Source organism: Streptomyces sp. NPDC048389 (assembly GCF_040706335.1).
In the GTDB taxonomy this organism is placed as follows: Bacteria; Actinomycetota; Actinomycetes; order Streptomycetales; family Streptomycetaceae; genus Streptomyces.
In genome coordinates, this window is the sequence record NZ_JBEZKP010000056.1 from 1 (window position 1) to 13743 (window position 13743).

The window sequence follows — 13743 nt, forward strand, 5'->3', positions numbered from 1 at the left end:
CTTCATCGTGGACACCGCCCGCCGACCAGCGCGAGCACGGAAGGACGCCCGCACACCAGACCCGTGACCTGCAACTTCACGATGCACACCGCTCATTGCCTTCGGGCTTCTGCTGGCGCTGATCGGCGGCTGGCTGCTGGCCGGCCGGAACCTGCCCGCGCTGCTGCCCAAACTCCGCCGCGCGCCCACCGTCACCCGCTCCATGCCGTCGATGGCCCTGTTCGGCGCCGCCTATGCCATCGCCTCCCTCGGCTGCACCATCGCCCCCTTCCTCGCCATCGTCGTGTCCGCCTTCCGCAGCGGCTCCGCCCTCGACGGCGCGGCCCTGTTCACGACGTACGCGGCCGGAATGGGACTGATCGTCGGTACCGCCGCACTGTCCGTCGCCCTCACCCGCACCGCCCGCATGGGCCGGCTGCGCCGCCTCGGCTCCGTCGCCTCCCGGCTCGGCGGCGGCCTGCTCCTCCTGGTCGGCGCGTACGTCGCGTACTACGGCTGGTACGAGATCCGCGTCCTGCGCGACCCGAAGACCAGCGACCCCGCCATCGAGGCCGCAGGCACCGTGCAGCAGGCCATCGCCAGCCTTCTGGGCAGCATCGGGATCCCCGTGATCTCCGTGGCCTTGGTCACGCTGCTGCTTGCCGTGGTGCTGCGCCGCCGCCGGCACCGCGAAGACCGTACGGACGCACCGGACGGGCAGCGACACCCGGCCTGACAGTGCCAGCGGCGCACGGGACCGGCAGGGCCCAGGCGCCGGGCTGTCCGGCGAGCCAGCCCTTCGCGGCCTCGTGGCTGGCAAAGGCGGATCTGCTTGCAGCAGGACGAGCGGACCGAGGACGAGCGGACCGAGGACGAGCGGACCGAGGACGGGCGTGTCAGGGTGACCGGCGAGACCGCCGCGCTAGCGGGCATCGCGTCGATGGCCCGTCGGGAACGACGGTGAGGCGGACCGGCTCCCCGGTGGACCCTGTGTCGTACTGGCGGAGATAGCCTGGAAGCAGGTGGTTGGACCCCTCAATCACACTCGTGCCGGAGGCCGCTATGGACGTCCTCGTGCTGATCGGACGCATCCTCTTCTCGGCGCTCTTCCTCGGCAGCGCATTCGCCCACCTGACCCAGACCAAGGCCATGGCCGCCTACGCCTCGTCCCGGGGCGTGCCGGCCCCCGTTCCCGCCGTGCTCGGCAGCGCTGTGCTGTTGCTCGCGGGTGGGGTGAGCGTGCTGCTGGGGCTCTGGGCGGACCTCGGGGCGCTGCTGCTGGCCGTCTTTCTCGTGCCGACCGCCGTGCTGATGCACGGCTTCTGGAAGGAGACCGACCCGCAGGCGCGGCAGGTGGAGATGGTCCAATTCCAGAAGGACATGGCGCTCGCGGGTGCCGCCCTCATGCTGCTCGGCTTCATCGCCCACGCGGGCGGCGACCTCGGCCTGACCGTGACCGGGCCTCTGTTCGACCTTGAGTGAACCGACTGGCCGGCGTTCACCGCCGGGCCCGGCGCCCTGCGGCCGCGGCGGCGGCGAGAGGGCCAGCAGCAGTCGGCTGAGGGAGTGCCGGAGAGCACGTGCTCGATCAGGGGGCGTCCGGTCTCGTAGGCGTCGGCGACGGGCAGGACCCGGGCGTCCAGGTGCTCTCGGCCAGTCTTTCGCGGCGTCGGTGCTGGTGAAGAAGTGGCTCTGGTTGCAGAAGGACGAGCGGATCGAGGCCGATGCCTCGGGGGTGACCAGGGAGACCACCGCGGTGGCGGGCTCGACACCGGTCGGACCGTCCGCTGTGGCGGTCAGGCGGACCGGCTCCCCGGTGGCACGGCAGGGCGAGGTCACCTTGGCGCTCTGGCCGAGGATCGCGGGAAAGACACAGGGTGTCCAGCGCGCACCAGGTGTAGAAGGTGCGGCCGTGCGTCTCGTAGCGGTGCGGCGTGGGGGTGAAGGTGAGACCGAAGCCGATGATCCGGCCCTCGGTGTCGTACTCAGTGTCCGGCATCGCGGCCAGAGCGGTGCGGATCTCCTCCTCGGTACGTCCGGCCCGGGCGGCGAGAGCGGCGATCGTGACCGGCTCGCCGGAGACGAGCAGCGTCTGCAGGGGGCGCAGCAGCGAGAACGTGACGCCGGGCGCGCTGGCGACCGCGTCGACGAAGCGGCTGGCGAACTGCCTCGTATCGGTGTCCACAGCGGATTCCTTCTCTCCGGGGTATGGGCTGATGTCTGGACCGTAGAGCCTGCCCCCGGGGTGAGGGTCAAGCACTCAGACCGCACCGCGGGTCGTCCGCCCAGCGGCCCTCGCTCGTGCTGTTGTCCGCGAGGTCGGCGCGGTGTGCCTGCTCGAACGCGTCGATCCTGACGAGGGTCTGCTCAGCCGCGGCGACATGGGTCCTCAGTCGCTCGCGTGCCGCCTCCAGCCGCTCCGCGAGCGCCGGGCCGAACGGCCGGCCGGTGTGCTCCACGTAGGCGGTGGTCAGTTCGCGGATCTCCGCGATGGTCGGGCCGAGGCCGCGCAGCTCACCGATCCACCGCACGCACCACAGTGCGTCCGCGGTGAACAGCCGGTAGCCCGCCGGGCCGCGGCCCAGGGTGTAGATCAGTCCGAAGTCGGTGTACTCCCGCAGTGCCTTCACCGGGACACCGGTGGGCCGGGAGAGCTCGCCGACAGTCATCGGCCGCACCTGCTGCACGCTCATGATCAGCCTCCTGTCTCCCTCGTCTCTCAGCCGGCGCAGCAGGACAGCTTGGCGACGTCCGAAGTGAAGGTCTGGGCGGCGAGGTTCAGCCCTTCGGCCATGGTCAGGTACGGGGCCCAGTGTGGGCGAGTTGGTCGACTGTCATGCCTGCGGTGATGGCGTAGGTGGCGGCGGTGATGAGGTCGCCGGCGCCGTCGGCGAGCACGTGGGCGCCCAGCAGGCGGCCGGTGCGCGTTTCGGCGACGAGCTTGACCAGGCCCCGGGTGTCGCGGTTGGCCAGGGCCCGGAGGACGTACGCCAGATCCAGGGTGCCGCGGTCGCACGGGATGCCGGCCTCGGCAGCCTGGGCGTCGCGCATCCCGACGGAGGCGATGGCCGGGCTGGTGAAGGTGACCCTCGGGAGCGCGGTGCAGTCCAGGGTCCGCATCCGCGCGGCGAAGGCGTTGTCGGCGACCAGGGTGCCGTGCGCCGCGGCGACGTTGACGAACTGCGGGTGTGCCCGGCGACATCCCCGGCGGCCCAGATCCGCTCGACGGTGGTACGCATGAACTCGTCCACGACGATCTCGCCACGCGGCCCGGTCTTCACCCCGACCGCGTGCAGGTTCAGCCCGATGGTGACCGGGCGGCGACCTGTGGCGATCAGCAACTGCTCGGCCCGCAGAGAGAGCTCCCGCCCATCTTCGATGGTCGCGGTGAGGGTGTAGCCGGCCTCGTCACGGCGCACGGACGCGAGCGCGGCGGACGGGTGCACGGTGACGCCCTCGTCCGTGAAGACCCGTTCGAGAGCGGCGGAGATCTCGGGCTCCTCGAACGGGGCGATTCGCTCCAGGGCCTCGATGACGGTGACATCGGTGCCGAGGCGAGCGAAGAGCTGGGCCTGCTCCAGCCGACCGCGTTGCCACCCACCACGACCATCGACTCCGGCAGGCTGTCCAGCTCCATCGCGGTAGTCGGGGTCAGATATCCGGACTCCTCCAGCCCGTCGACTGGCGGCGCCCACGGGGCGGAGCCGGTGGCGATCAGATAGTGCGCGGCCTCGATCCGCCTCGTACCATTGCCGCTCAGGGCCACCTCAAGCGCGGGGCCCTCGACGAACGCGGCGGTGCCGTGGACGATCTCGAAGCCGTACTCGGCCGCCAGGTCGGCGTGCTTCTCCGCCCGCAGTCGGGCGACCAGCGCGTCCTCCGACGAAGTCGTCGTATCCGCCGCCGTTCTCCACGACGACCTCCGCCCGCGACAGCTCCAGCTGGTTGCGCGTCCCCGCCTCGTACGAGTGCGGGTCCTGCGCCGGATCGGTGATGAGCGCGACGACTCTCACCCTGTCTCCTCCGATGCGCTCCACGACGTCGCCGTACACGTTGGTCGAGGCGACCACCGGGACGGCGGACGGGGTGGGGGCTTCGGGGGCCGCAGCGGGTGTCGCCGAAACGCCGCAGCCGCAGAGCGGCACGAGCACGGCACCGGTGAGAAGCACGGGGACGTGCCTCCTCAGCACACCCATCAGCGGTCCTCCCGCCCGTAGAAACGGGAACGGTTATCAGACCAATTGTCGCGCGACACCTGGGAGCGGCCATTGGAGCGCACGGCATGGCCGGGGGCTCCGGCGGGCGGCGGCTCTACGGCAACCGGACGAGGTTGAGCCTGTACTGCTCGACCTGGGGCATGCGCTGCTCCGCGAGGACCGTCAGCATCCCCTGGTATTCGGCGGGCAACCGGTCGAACATGGCCCGGGGCAAGCCGGTGAGCGTGTGCGTGGCCAGCAGGCGTCCACCCGGCACCCATCCGACGATCTCGGCCGGATCGCCGCACGCCCACCGCATACGGGCCTGGACCTTGCCCAGTGCGTCGTGCCGGTCCTGGGAATCGATGATCTCCGGTCCGGCGGTGTCCAGCGCGAGGAGGGACCCGGGAAAGCGCTCGGCGATCCGGGCGATGACCTGCCGGACGTCCGATGCGTCGAGGAAGGGCAGGACGGCCTCGGCGCTGAAGAAGTAGGGGCCGTCCCCGTGTGCGGTCACCGTGCCGGTCCACGACACGTCCGCCACAGACCCTGAGATCATCGTCCGGCGTGAGGTGTCCCTGAAGAACTTCCGGCGCAGCTCGATGACATCGGGCAGGTCGAGGTCGAACCAGCGTGCCCGCCCGTTGTCGGCGCGCTCGAAGCGGGTGTTGAGGCCCGTACCGATCTCCACGACCGTGCCGTACGGATTGTCCGAGAGGAAGGCACGGACCCAGTCGTCGAACAGCGCGGTACGCAACACCGTGCCGATGAGGCTCGGCAGGTTGTCGAAGCGTGCGAAGTCGTAGTCGATGGAGGCGACCATCTCCTCTGCCTTCGCGTCCCGCAGGACGGCTTGGTCCTTGCGGGTCTCCACCGCCCGCCCGTACAGCGGAATCAGCAGTGTTTCCTGGACGGCGCCCAAGTGCGCCCGCCTGTCGGTCATCTCAGCCTCCCTCGGATGGGCGTGTACGCGCGTACCAGGGGCCGCGCACTCGACCGGCGGAGCCACGGCCTCCGGCCTCCGCGGATACGGATCCCGGGACGTGCGGTGCCGGTGCCGGGCCGGGCGGTGCCGTGGCTGCGACCACCACCCGGCCCGGAGTATCAGATGCGAGCGATCCCGACGGTCACCGGTACGGGTTGTTCGTGCTCACACGCGTCGTCGATGCCGTACGTCTCCCATTCCGGGAAGGCGTCGTCGTCCGGCACCGGTTCGCCGTCGGCCAGCAGGCAGTCGGTCAGGGCGGCTTGCAGCTCCCGGATCCGCAGCCCGGTGCCGATGAAGACCAGCTCCTGGCCCTGGGAGGTGCCGGCATCGCGGGCCCCGGAAGGCTCGAAGCGCGCGACCGCGCCCGCCTGCGACCACAGTCCCGTCACCCGCGGCCGGCTGGCCAGCCAGAAGAACCCCTTGGAACGGAGAACCTGCCCGAACCGACCGCTGTCGAGTTGCTCGGTCACCAGGTCCCACAACCGGCCCTGGTGAAAGGGCCGGTCGGCACGGAACACGGTGGACGAGATGCCGTACTCCTCGGTCTCCGGAACATGGTCACCGTTGAGTTCCATGACCCAGCCCGGCGCCTGCTGAGCACGCTCGACGTCGAAGAGCGCCGTACCGAGTACGTCACGCGGCTCCACCACGCCATGGATCGCGGGGACGATACGGGCGACGGGGTTGAGCCGCGTCAGCGCGGCCTTGAGCCGGTCGGCGTCCTCGGCGGGGACGAGGTCGAGCTTGTTGAGGACGATGACGTCGGCGAACTCGATCTGGTCCATCAGCAGATCGCTGACGGTGCGCTCGTCGTCCTCGTACTGGTCCAGCCCGCGCTCGGCCAGACCGTCCCCGCCGGCCAGCTCCGGCAGGAAGTTGGCCGCGTCGACGACGGTGACCATGGTGTCGAGCCGGGCGAGTTCGCCCAGCGTGGCACCGTCGTCCCGCGCGAAGGAGAAGGTGGCCGCGACCGGCATCGGTTCGGAGATGCCGCTGGACTCGATGAGCAGGTAGTCGAAGCGGTCCTCGCGCGCCAGGCGGTCGACCTCTTCCAGCAGGTCGTCGCGCAGAGTGCAGCAGATGCAGCCGTTGGTCATCTCGACCAGGCGTTCCTCGGTGCGCGAGAGGGCCGCCTCACCGCCGCGGACGAGGGCTGCGTCGATATTGATCTCGCTCATGTCGTTGACGATCACGGCGACACGAAGCCCGTCACGGTTTGCCAGGACATGGTTCAGCAGGGTGGTCTTGCCCGCGCCGAGGAATCCGGACAGCACGGTGACGGGCAGGCGGTGGTTGCTCACGTGCGCTCAGCTCTCGGGATGCAGCAGGCCGCGCTCGTACGCCTTGGCCAGCCGCTGAGGCACCAGGTAGCTGACGCCGTCCACCGTGACCGGTACGAGTTGGGGCGTGCTGGCCTTCCACTGGGCGCGACGGTGACGAGTGTTGCTGCGGGACATCTTCCGCTTGGGAACAGCCATGTGGATCTCCTCGGGTCTTGACGCCTGTCACGTTACATGAAAATGGATCCCATTCCCAACTGCCTCTGTCGTCACCGCCTCACGGCGGGAGTCAGCGGCCGCTGGGGTTGCCCGCGTAGGGCAGCAGGGCCATCTCCCGGGCGTTCTTGATGGCGGCGGCGAGCCGGCGCTGCTGCTGGGCGGTGACGCGGGTGACGCGGCGGCTGCGGATCTTGCCGCGGTCGGAGATGAACTTGCGCAGCAGGTCGGTGTCCTTGTAGTCGATGTAGGTGATCTTGGCCGCGTCAAGCGGGTTGGGGCGGGACTTGACCGACTTGTGGGTTTCCTGGCGGCGGGCCATGGGTGTCGCTCCTTCAGATGCTGGGAGTGCTGGGAGTGTTGGGATGGCTCAGGCAGGGTCGAGGAGGGTGTCGAAGGCGGCGGGAAGGTGTTTCCACGCGTCCCGTCCGGCGGCGTACTCGGCATCGGTCAGCAGGCAGGACTCGAGGAGCCGCTCAAGCCCTTCCCGGTCCAGCCCCGGAGAGGTGAAGACGAGGTGCTGGCAGCAGTCGCCGTGTTCGGGGTGCCAGTCCAGCGATGCGGCGGCCTGCCGCATGGGCGGGAACATCTCCCAGGCCGCGTCGGGCAGAGAGGCCAGCCATGGACCGGCGTTCTCCACGCACAGCGCGCCGCCCGCGGCGTCCCAGGCGAGGAGGGTGTCGGGGCGGTCGGCGAGCCAGAACCGGCCGCGGCTGCGCGCGGCGGCGCAGCACAGGTCCTCCAGCGCTTCATAAAGACGCTCGGGATGGAAGGGTCGGCGGCGGCGCCAGACGAGCGTGGTCACCCCGTCCTCGTCTGCTTCTTGAGGCAGGAGTGCGCATGCCGGATGCTGGGCGGCCGCTGCCGTCTCGACGTCGAAACCGGCGAAGGCGGCCTCGGCGAGTTCGCCGGAGTCCGCCGCCACCTGGCGGGCGGTCGGATGCAGTTGCGCGAGGAGCGCGCGGTCCTCGCTGTCCGCTTCCTCGTTGTCGACCAGGGCGAGGACCGGCGCGTACTCAAGTTGCCGGGCCCAGGTGTCGCCGACGGTGCGCTGGTCGGCCCGAGCGGCCTCGAGACCCGCTTCGGCCAGGTCGTCGCCGTTGGCCAGGTAGGGCAGCACGAGCGCGGGATCCACAGCGGTGATCACGTTCGTGAGGACCAGCTCACCGCCTTGGTGCGCCGCGATCACCTCTGCCATCGCCCTCGGCTCGACCGAGTCCCACAGTTCGACGACGGCGAGCCGGGTCAGACCGCTGCCGGCCATCCGCCGCAACTCGGGGACGAGGTCCTCGCGCAGCGCGCAGCAGGCGCAGTCGTTGATCAGCGACACCTCCCCCTCGGCGAGGTCGCCGGAGGCGTCGCGGATCAGGCGGCGTACGGTCCCACTGCCCGCACCGGTCAGGTCGTGGTGCAGAGCGACACTGTCGGGAACCGCCCGCAGAAGCCGGTCGACGACGTCCTTGCGGGCGTCGGCGTGGAGTCCGGCGACGAGCACGACGGGCATTCGGGAGTCCTGCTCCATCACCGGGCTCCATAGCGACGTTCGAAACGTTCGACGCGGCCGGCGGTGTCCAGGACGCGAGCGGTGCCCGTGTAGAAGGGGTGGCTCACCGAGGAGATCTCGACGTCGACGACCGGGTAGGTGTTGCCGTCCTCCCACTCGATCGTCTTGTCGCTGGTCATCGTGGACCGGGTGAGAAAGGCGTGGTTCGAGGCGGTGTCACGGAAGACGACAGGGCCGTAGGCGGGGTGGATGCCGGGCTTCATGGGTGAGGCGGGCCTTTCGGGTCAGGGCGTTGAGTGGAGGAGGGCGTCAGCGCTCTTCGCGGAAATCGACGTGGCGCCGGGCGACGGGGTCGTATTTGCGCAGCACCATCCGGTCGGGGTTGTTGCGCCGGTTCTTGCGGGTGACGTAGGTGAAGCCGGTGCCCGCGGTGGAGCGCAGCTTGATGACCGGGCGGAGTTCGTTGCGTGCCATGAGGCTAGTATATGGAAACGATTCCCATTACCAACACGTAGTGGATGCAAAGAGAGGCAGGTAACACCATGTCCGCCCACTGCCAACTGACCGGCGCGAAGCCGGGCTTCGGCAACACGATCTCCCATTCCCACCGGCGCACCTCGCGCCGCTTCGACCCGAACATCCAGCGCAAGCGCTACTGGCTGCCGAGCGAGGGGCGCAACGTCCGTCTGACCTTGAGCACCAAGGCGATCAAGACGGTGGACGCGATCGGCATCGAGGCGGCCGTGGCACGCATCCGGGCACGCGGAGGGAAGGTCTGATGGCGAAGAAGAGCAAGATCGCACGGAACGACAAGCGCAAGGAGATCGTCGAGAGGTACGCCGCCCGACGGGCCGAACTCAAGGAGATCATCCGCCGGCCCTCGTCGAGCCAGGACGAACGCCGGGCCGCGCTGGCGGAGTTGCGTCGGCAGCCCCGCGACGCAAGCGCCACCCGAGTGCGCAACCGCGACAGCGTGGACGGCCGCCCCCGTGGCTACCTGCGCAAGTTCGGTCTCTCCCGGGTCCGCACCCGGCAGCAGGCGCACGCCGGCTTCCTGCCCGGGGTGACCAAGTCCTCCTGGTGACCGGACTGCGCTGACACCAAGGCCGCAGCCGTACCCTGCCGCCGCTCACGTCGGCAGGCTCCTCGGGCTGTCTCGCCGACCGCGGCTTCGGCCCCGCGCCAGGGCGCGGGGCCGAAGCCCTCGTACGGGACCGAAGCCGACGCACGGGACCGAAGCCGACGCACGGGACCGGCCGCCGCCGCGGCCGGTCAGGGTCTGCCGGGTCGGGTCAGTGCTTGACGCCGCTGATCTCGTTGGGCGCCTTGGGCAGGGTGGCGGAGGCGAGTTCCTTGCCCGACTCGATGTCGACGGCGTGGATCTTCTTGGTCGCGGGGTCGGTGACGTAGGCGGTGTGGTCGCGGACGAAGAGGGCGGGGCGCGGCTGCTGCCACTCCAAGGGCTCCTGCCAGGCGCCGGTGACCGGGATCGTCCTGGTGACCTTGCCGGCCTCGGGGTCGATCACGTGGATCTTGCCGTCGGTACCCAGGACGAGCCCTTCGCCGTGCGGGCCCCGGGCCAGGGAGCGGAAGGTGTAGCTGGTGCCGAGGTCGACGAGCTTCAGCTTTCCGGTCGTGGTGTTGATCAGCGAGACCTGCCGGGGACGCTCGAGTTCGGCGTCCTTGTCCTTCTTGAAGTCACCGAGGACGATCGGGGACTCGTCGGAGCCGGCCTGATTGCCGATCCGGCCGTAGGCGGTGGGGCTCTTCACCTTGCTGATGGCACCGTCCTTGTAGATCAGGACTCCGTCCTCGCAGCCGACGACGACCACTTCGCGCTTCGCGGTGGCCTCTCCGTGGACGCCGGGGCATTCCTCGTTGCGGGCGACCTCCTTGCGGTCCTTGTCGAGGACGACGATGCCGGTGCGCTTCTCCTCGGTGCCCAGCGTGCTGACCAGTCGGCCGTTCTTCAGCTCGACGGCGACACCGTGGTGAGGGGCTGCCGAGGTGTACGTCGTGGTGGCGGGCTTGCCCTTGGCGAGGTCGTGCGGGTCGAAGATGGTGACCTGTCCGGTGCCGTCGGTGAACAGCACGGTCTTGTCCGCGTGCCGTACGACGTGACCGGGCTTGGGGCCCTTGAACTCGATGTCGGTGAGCTGCCGGCCGACGGCGTCCAGGACGCGGAAGCCCTCGGAGGTGGAGACCATGACGTGGCGCTCGTCGCCGACGGGATTGACGCGGTTGAACCCGGCGAGAGGTATGTCCCCGGCGACCTCGAGGGTCTCGCCGTCGAGGACGTAGAGGCCGCCGTCGTAGGTGGTGACGACCGGGTTGGCGACCGGCTGCGCCGAGGAGCCGGGCTTGCTTCCGTCCTTCCCGGCCGCCGGCCGGTCGACGTTGTCGGTGCCGCAGGCGGTCAGGGCGAGGGAGGTGGCGATCAGAAGGGTGATACCTGCCGCGGCGCGGGGGCGTGCCGTGATGGTCATGGGGTTTTCCTTTCGGTACCTGCCGTGGGGCGGGCGGGGGTGGGGGCGGGCGCGCCGAGGCCGTCGGCTATGGCCGTGGTGTTGGCGCGCATCATTTCCAGGTAGGTGGCTGCGCCCTTGCCCTGTTCCGTCAGGGATTCGGTGAACAGGGGCAGGACGCGCACGTCGACCTTGCTTTCGCGCTTGAGGGCCTGGGCGAGCCGGTCGGGCTGTGAGGAGTCGGCGAAGATCGCCGTCACCCCCGCCCTCTCGATCGCCGTGGCCAGGGACTTGAGGTCTGAAGCGCTGGGTGAGGCGAGAGTGGTCCCGCTGGGGATGACGGCTCCGACGACGCGGAAGCCGAAGCGCTGCGCGAGGTAGCCGAAGACGTGGTGGTCGGTGACCAGGTTGCGTTTGTTCCTCGGGATCGCGGCGAAACGGTCGCTCATCCAGGTGGAGAGGTCGTCGAGTCGGGCGTCGTACCGGGCGGCGTTGGCGCGGACGGCGGAGGCGTCGACACCGTCGACGTGCTCGACCAGCCGGTCGGCGATGAGTCGGGCCGCGGTGCGCACGCGTGTGGGGTCGGTCCAGAAGTGCGGGTCGGGCCGGCCGGCCATGTCGTCAGAGGTGTAGGTGAGGGGATCGACGCCGTCACCGACGGCGAGCGCGGCAACGCCCGCCTCCCGCGCGGCCTCCACGTGGCGCAGGACGTTCTCCTCCAGCCCGAGCCCGTTGTACACGATCAGGTCGGCCTGCTCGATCTCCGCTGCCTGCGGAGCGGAGATACCGAAGGAGTGGGGGTCGGCGCCGGGCTTCATCAGGACGGTGACGTCGGCCTGGTCTCCGGCGATCTCCCGGGTGATGTCGCCGAGGATGTCGGTGGTGACCACCACGCCGGGGCGCTCCGCTTCGGGCGTGGTGCAGGCCGTGAGACCGAAGAGCACCGCGCCGACCAGGGCGAGGACGCCGGCGACGGTGGTGGCGGGCCGCCGGGCTTCACTGTGGTGTGTCATCGCCCGGTCTCCACCATGTACGTCGGGGTGAAATCGAGGGAGAAGGTGCGGGCCCGGCGCAGCCGGTCGTTGAAGTCGATCTCGTGCACCTTCCGTCCGGCCGGGTCATTGACGTAGGCGCGGCCGGTGTCCACCTCGATGACCGGCGCCGGACCGTCGGAGATCGGGGGCAGCAGCGGAGTGCGGGCCGTCCGTTTGCCCGTGGCGAGGTCGTAGGCGCTCAGGCTTCCGTCGGTGCCGAGGACGAGCAGCGGAGTTCCTTCCCCTGCCGTGTTCACGGCGGCGACCGGGCCGGTCTCGATCCGCTTCCAGGTCCGCTCGGTCACGTCGAGGACCCAGGCGGCATCCGGGCCGGCCTCCGCTGTGAGGGTGGTGCTCCCGGCCCGGTGGCGGAACTCGGCAGCCCGCTCGGCGGGCGCCACGGCCTTGCCGTAGGGGATCTTCTCCGCGCTGAACGTGCCGCCGTTCTCACTGACCAGCAGGGCGCCGTCGGCGCAGCCGAGCACCACGCCGCGGCGGGTGAGCGCCGTACCACTCGGTTCGGAGCAGGACTCGCGCAACGTGGCCACCGGGCCACCCTTGCGGTCACGGATCTCGACGCGGTCGCGGGCGGCGCCGGCGCCGGGCAGGACCAGACGTTCCTTGTAGGGAATCGCGGGGGCGGTGGCGGCAGGCAGCGAGCGTCCTGCGCCGGGGCGTGCCTCCTCGAGCGCCTTGCGGTCCAGCAGACGGACCGAGCCGTCGCCGAAGGACAGAGCGGTGAGCCCGGGGCCGGAGTGGACGCGGACCGGTCCGGGCCCGCCGATCTCGCCCGCCGGGCGGATCCGCGCACGGTAGTAGTGCACATGGTCGCCGTGATCCACCGTCCACGCACCGCCGTCGACGATCTCGCTTCCGGTGCCGGTGGTCAGGTAGGCGAAGCGGCCGTCGGCGGTGATCCCCTTGACGGGCCCGACCGGCTGAAGGGGTGTGACGTCCTCGGTGATCAGGTCCAGCACGCGCACCGTGCCGGTGTCCGCGTCGGTCATGATCAGGCGGGACTGCTGCTCGGCTGCCTCCTGCGCGCCTTCGACGTAACCGTGCGGGACCGGCTCCGTCGGTGTTCCCCCGGCCGGTTTCGGTGTCCCTCCGGCGGAGCATCCGGAGGCGAGCAGGCAGGCGGCGAGGACCGCCGCGGCAGACGTTTTCCTGAGGTCGATCACGAGGGCACCTTGTCCGTGCGCGGCTCGGGTCGCGCTATGAGGGTGAATACGAGCCGGGACAGCCGCCGGCGGCTGTTGACGCATCCGGCGGCGAGGCAGGAGAGCAGGAACTGCAGGACCGCGATGGCGGAGATGGTCGCTCCGGCCGCGGTCCCCGCGTGCCAGGACACCAGCAGCCCGAGGAACACCGCGGCTGAGCCGAGGACCGCCGCGCCGATCATGATCACGGGGATTCGGCGCGCCCACGGCAGGACCGTCGCCGGCGGTGCGATGAGCAGGCCGAAGACGAGCAGAGTTCCGACGATGTGGAACGAGGCGACGATCGCGAGGGTCAGCAGGCCCAGCAGGGCGGCGTGCGCCATCTTCGGTCGCAGGCCGAGCGTATGGGCCTTCCGCTCGTCGAACGCCAGGGCGACGAAAGGCCGATAGCCCAGTACGGAGACCAACAGGGCTACGGCGAGGGCAGCTCCGAGCAGTCCGAGGTCGTCCTGGCGTACGGCGAGCACATCACCGAACAGGAACCCGGTCAAGTCCACCGCGAAGGACTGGGAGCGGGAGACGATGATCACACCCAGCGACAGCATCCCGACGAACAGCAGCCCGATGCTGGTGTCGTGGGACAGCCGGGGTGATCTGCCGACCATCGTGACGCCTGCGGCCATGACGGCCGCGCTCACCGCCGCTCCGGCCAGCAGATTGCCGCCCAGCAGGGAGGCGAGGGCGATACCGGGCAACATCCCGTGCGACATGGCGTCACCGAGGAAGGCCATCCCCCGCAGAACCACCCACGTACCGGCAAGAGCGCAGATCAGCGATACCAGCACCCCGCCCCAGAGAGCCCGCTGCACAAAGGTCACCTCGAAGGGACCCACCAACCATTCCATGAAGCGGGACCCTATA

17 protein-coding genes and 4 pseudogenes are annotated in these 13743 nt (G+C 70.1%); 5 read left to right on the plus strand and 16 right to left on the minus strand.

The features are described from left to right. Positions 1-202 precede the first annotated feature (202 nt). From AB0903_RS28270 to AB0903_RS28280, 3 genes are all read left to right on the plus strand, one after another. Complete coding sequence (locus AB0903_RS28270) at positions 203-715, plus strand: hypothetical protein (RefSeq protein WP_366707557.1); 513 nt, start codon at positions 203-205, stop codon at positions 713-715. A gap of 96 nt (positions 716-811) precedes the next feature. Continuing rightward, positions 812-943: a hypothetical protein gene (locus AB0903_RS28275; RefSeq protein ID WP_366707558.1), complete on the plus strand. Its 132-nt coding sequence runs from the start codon at positions 812-814 to the stop codon at positions 941-943. 98 nt (positions 944-1041) lie between these two features. Continuing rightward, positions 1042-1461: a DoxX family protein gene (locus AB0903_RS28280; RefSeq protein ID WP_366707559.1), complete on the plus strand. Its 420-nt coding sequence runs from the start codon at positions 1042-1044 to the stop codon at positions 1459-1461. Positions 1462-1680: 219 nt separating this feature from the next. Here the strand turns inward: AB0903_RS28280 and merB are convergent. The 12 genes and pseudogenes from merB to rpmG form a co-directional block, all read right to left on the minus strand. Then, a pseudogene (merB, locus tag AB0903_RS28285) lies at positions 1681-1818 on the minus strand (organomercurial lyase); the annotation flags it as partial. Positions 1819-1882: 64 nt separating this feature from the next. Then, positions 1883-2239, minus strand: a pseudogene (locus AB0903_RS28290) (hypothetical protein); the annotation flags it as partial. Beyond that, positions 2232-2672, minus strand: coding sequence for a MerR family transcriptional regulator (locus tag AB0903_RS28295; protein ID WP_366707560.1), 441 nt, complete (start codon positions 2670-2672; stop codon positions 2232-2234). The gene AB0903_RS28295 and the pseudogene AB0903_RS28290, both read right to left, overlap by 8 nt. Positions 2673-2698: 26 nt before the next feature. Beyond that, a pseudogene (gene merA / locus AB0903_RS28300) lies at positions 2699-3865 on the minus strand (mercury(II) reductase); the annotation flags it as partial. Then, positions 3861-4175, minus strand: a pseudogene (locus AB0903_RS28305) (zinc ABC transporter substrate-binding protein); the annotation flags it as partial. The pseudogenes merA and AB0903_RS28305, both read right to left, overlap by 5 nt. Positions 4176-4290: 115 nt before the next feature. Further along, positions 4291-5118 (minus strand): class I SAM-dependent methyltransferase, encoded by an 828-nt coding sequence (locus AB0903_RS28310; RefSeq protein ID WP_366707561.1) that lies wholly within the window; start codon positions 5116-5118, stop codon positions 4291-4293. Positions 5119-5279: 161 nt separating this feature from the next. Further along, positions 5280-6464, minus strand: coding sequence for a GTP-binding protein (locus AB0903_RS28315; protein WP_366707562.1), 1185 nt, complete (start codon positions 6462-6464; stop codon positions 5280-5282). A gap of 6 nt (positions 6465-6470) precedes the next feature. Continuing rightward, entirely contained in the window at positions 6471-6641 is a 171-nt protein-coding gene (rpmF, locus tag AB0903_RS28320; protein ID WP_366707563.1) for a 50S ribosomal protein L32, read from the minus strand. A 91-nt stretch (positions 6642-6732) separates the two neighbouring features. Beyond that, positions 6733-6981 carry a 30S ribosomal protein S18 gene (gene rpsR, locus AB0903_RS28325; protein WP_366707564.1) on the minus strand — a complete coding sequence of 83 codons (249 nt, stop codon included), beginning with the start codon at positions 6979-6981 and terminating at the stop codon, positions 6733-6735. A gap of 48 nt (positions 6982-7029) precedes the next feature. Beyond that, positions 7030-8181, minus strand: a complete 1152-nt coding sequence (locus AB0903_RS28330; protein ID WP_366707565.1) for a GTP-binding protein — start codon at positions 8179-8181, stop codon at positions 7030-7032. Beyond that, positions 8181-8426, minus strand: a complete 246-nt coding sequence (locus tag AB0903_RS28335; protein WP_366707566.1) for a type B 50S ribosomal protein L31 — start codon at positions 8424-8426, stop codon at positions 8181-8183. Before AB0903_RS28335 ends, AB0903_RS28330 begins: the two co-directional genes overlap by 1 nt. 46 nt (positions 8427-8472) lie before the next feature. Further along, complete coding sequence (gene rpmG, locus AB0903_RS28340; protein ID WP_366707567.1) at positions 8473-8637, minus strand: 50S ribosomal protein L33; 165 nt, start codon at positions 8635-8637, stop codon at positions 8473-8475. Between the two features lie 68 nt (positions 8638-8705). On the opposite strand from rpmG, the gene rpmB reads away from it, so the two are divergent. Together rpmB and rpsN are read left to right on the plus strand one after the other, a co-directional pair. After that, positions 8706-8942, plus strand: coding sequence for a 50S ribosomal protein L28 (gene rpmB / locus AB0903_RS28345; RefSeq protein ID WP_365936277.1), 237 nt, complete (start codon positions 8706-8708; stop codon positions 8940-8942). Then, positions 8942-9247 (plus strand): 30S ribosomal protein S14, encoded by a 306-nt coding sequence (gene rpsN / locus AB0903_RS28350; RefSeq protein WP_366707568.1) that lies wholly within the window; start codon positions 8942-8944, stop codon positions 9245-9247. Before rpmB ends, rpsN begins: the two co-directional genes overlap by 1 nt. A 208-nt stretch (positions 9248-9455) precedes the next feature. Here rpsN and aztD read toward each other — a convergent pair whose 3' ends face one another. From aztD to aztB, 4 genes are read right to left on the minus strand one after another with little or no spacing between them, the layout of a single operon-like run. Beyond that, positions 9456-10649, minus strand: coding sequence for a zinc metallochaperone AztD (aztD, locus tag AB0903_RS28355; RefSeq protein ID WP_366707569.1), 1194 nt, complete (start codon positions 10647-10649; stop codon positions 9456-9458). Beyond that, positions 10646-11641, minus strand: a complete 996-nt coding sequence (aztC, locus tag AB0903_RS28360; RefSeq protein ID WP_366707570.1) for a zinc ABC transporter substrate-binding protein AztC — start codon at positions 11639-11641, stop codon at positions 10646-10648. Before aztC ends, aztD begins: the two co-directional genes overlap by 4 nt. Then, the gene (locus tag AB0903_RS28365) at positions 11638-12843 is read right to left on the minus strand and encodes a hypothetical protein (protein ID WP_366707571.1); all 1206 of its coding nucleotides are present in this window, start codon (positions 12841-12843) and stop codon (positions 11638-11640) included. Before AB0903_RS28365 ends, aztC begins: the two co-directional genes overlap by 4 nt. Continuing rightward, the gene (gene aztB / locus AB0903_RS28370; RefSeq protein WP_366707572.1) at positions 12840-13727 is read right to left on the minus strand and encodes a zinc ABC transporter permease AztB; all 888 of its coding nucleotides are present in this window, start codon (positions 13725-13727) and stop codon (positions 12840-12842) included. Before aztB ends, AB0903_RS28365 begins: the two co-directional genes overlap by 4 nt. Positions 13728-13743: the final 16 nt, after the last annotated feature.

Coding starts and splice junctions, on each gene's coding strand:
- rpmG (WP_366707567.1), bottom strand. CDS start 8,637: ATGGCACGCAACGAACTCCGCCCGGTCATCAAGCTGCGCTCCACCGCG.
- AB0903_RS28335 (WP_366707566.1), bottom strand. CDS start 8,426: ATGAAGCCCGGCATCCACCCCGCCTACGGCCCTGTCGTCTTCCGTGAC.
- AB0903_RS28270 (WP_366707557.1), top strand. CDS start 203: ATGCCGTCGATGGCCCTGTTCGGCGCCGCCTATGCCATCGCCTCCCTC.
- AB0903_RS28280 (WP_366707559.1), top strand. CDS start 1,042: ATGGACGTCCTCGTGCTGATCGGACGCATCCTCTTCTCGGCGCTCTTC.
- AB0903_RS28310 (WP_366707561.1), bottom strand. CDS start 5,118: ATGACCGACAGGCGGGCGCACTTGGGCGCCGTCCAGGAAACACTGCTG.
- rpmF (WP_366707563.1), bottom strand. CDS start 6,641: ATGGCTGTTCCCAAGCGGAAGATGTCCCGCAGCAACACTCGTCACCGT.
- rpsR (WP_366707564.1), bottom strand. CDS start 6,981: ATGGCCCGCCGCCAGGAAACCCACAAGTCGGTCAAGTCCCGCCCCAAC.
- AB0903_RS28330 (WP_366707565.1), bottom strand. CDS start 8,181: ATGGAGCAGGACTCCCGAATGCCCGTCGTGCTCGTCGCCGGACTCCAC.
- rpmB (WP_365936277.1), top strand. CDS start 8,706: ATGTCCGCCCACTGCCAACTGACCGGCGCGAAGCCGGGCTTCGGCAAC.
- aztC (WP_366707570.1), bottom strand. CDS start 11,641: ATGACACACCACAGTGAAGCCCGGCGGCCCGCCACCACCGTCGCCGGC.
- rpsN (WP_366707568.1), top strand. CDS start 8,942: ATGGCGAAGAAGAGCAAGATCGCACGGAACGACAAGCGCAAGGAGATC.
- aztB (WP_366707572.1), bottom strand. CDS start 13,727: ATGGAATGGTTGGTGGGTCCCTTCGAGGTGACCTTTGTGCAGCGGGCT.
- aztD (WP_366707569.1), bottom strand. CDS start 10,649: ATGACCATCACGGCACGCCCCCGCGCCGCGGCAGGTATCACCCTTCTG.
- AB0903_RS28295 (WP_366707560.1), bottom strand. CDS start 2,672: ATGAGCGTGCAGCAGGTGCGGCCGATGACTGTCGGCGAGCTCTCCCGG.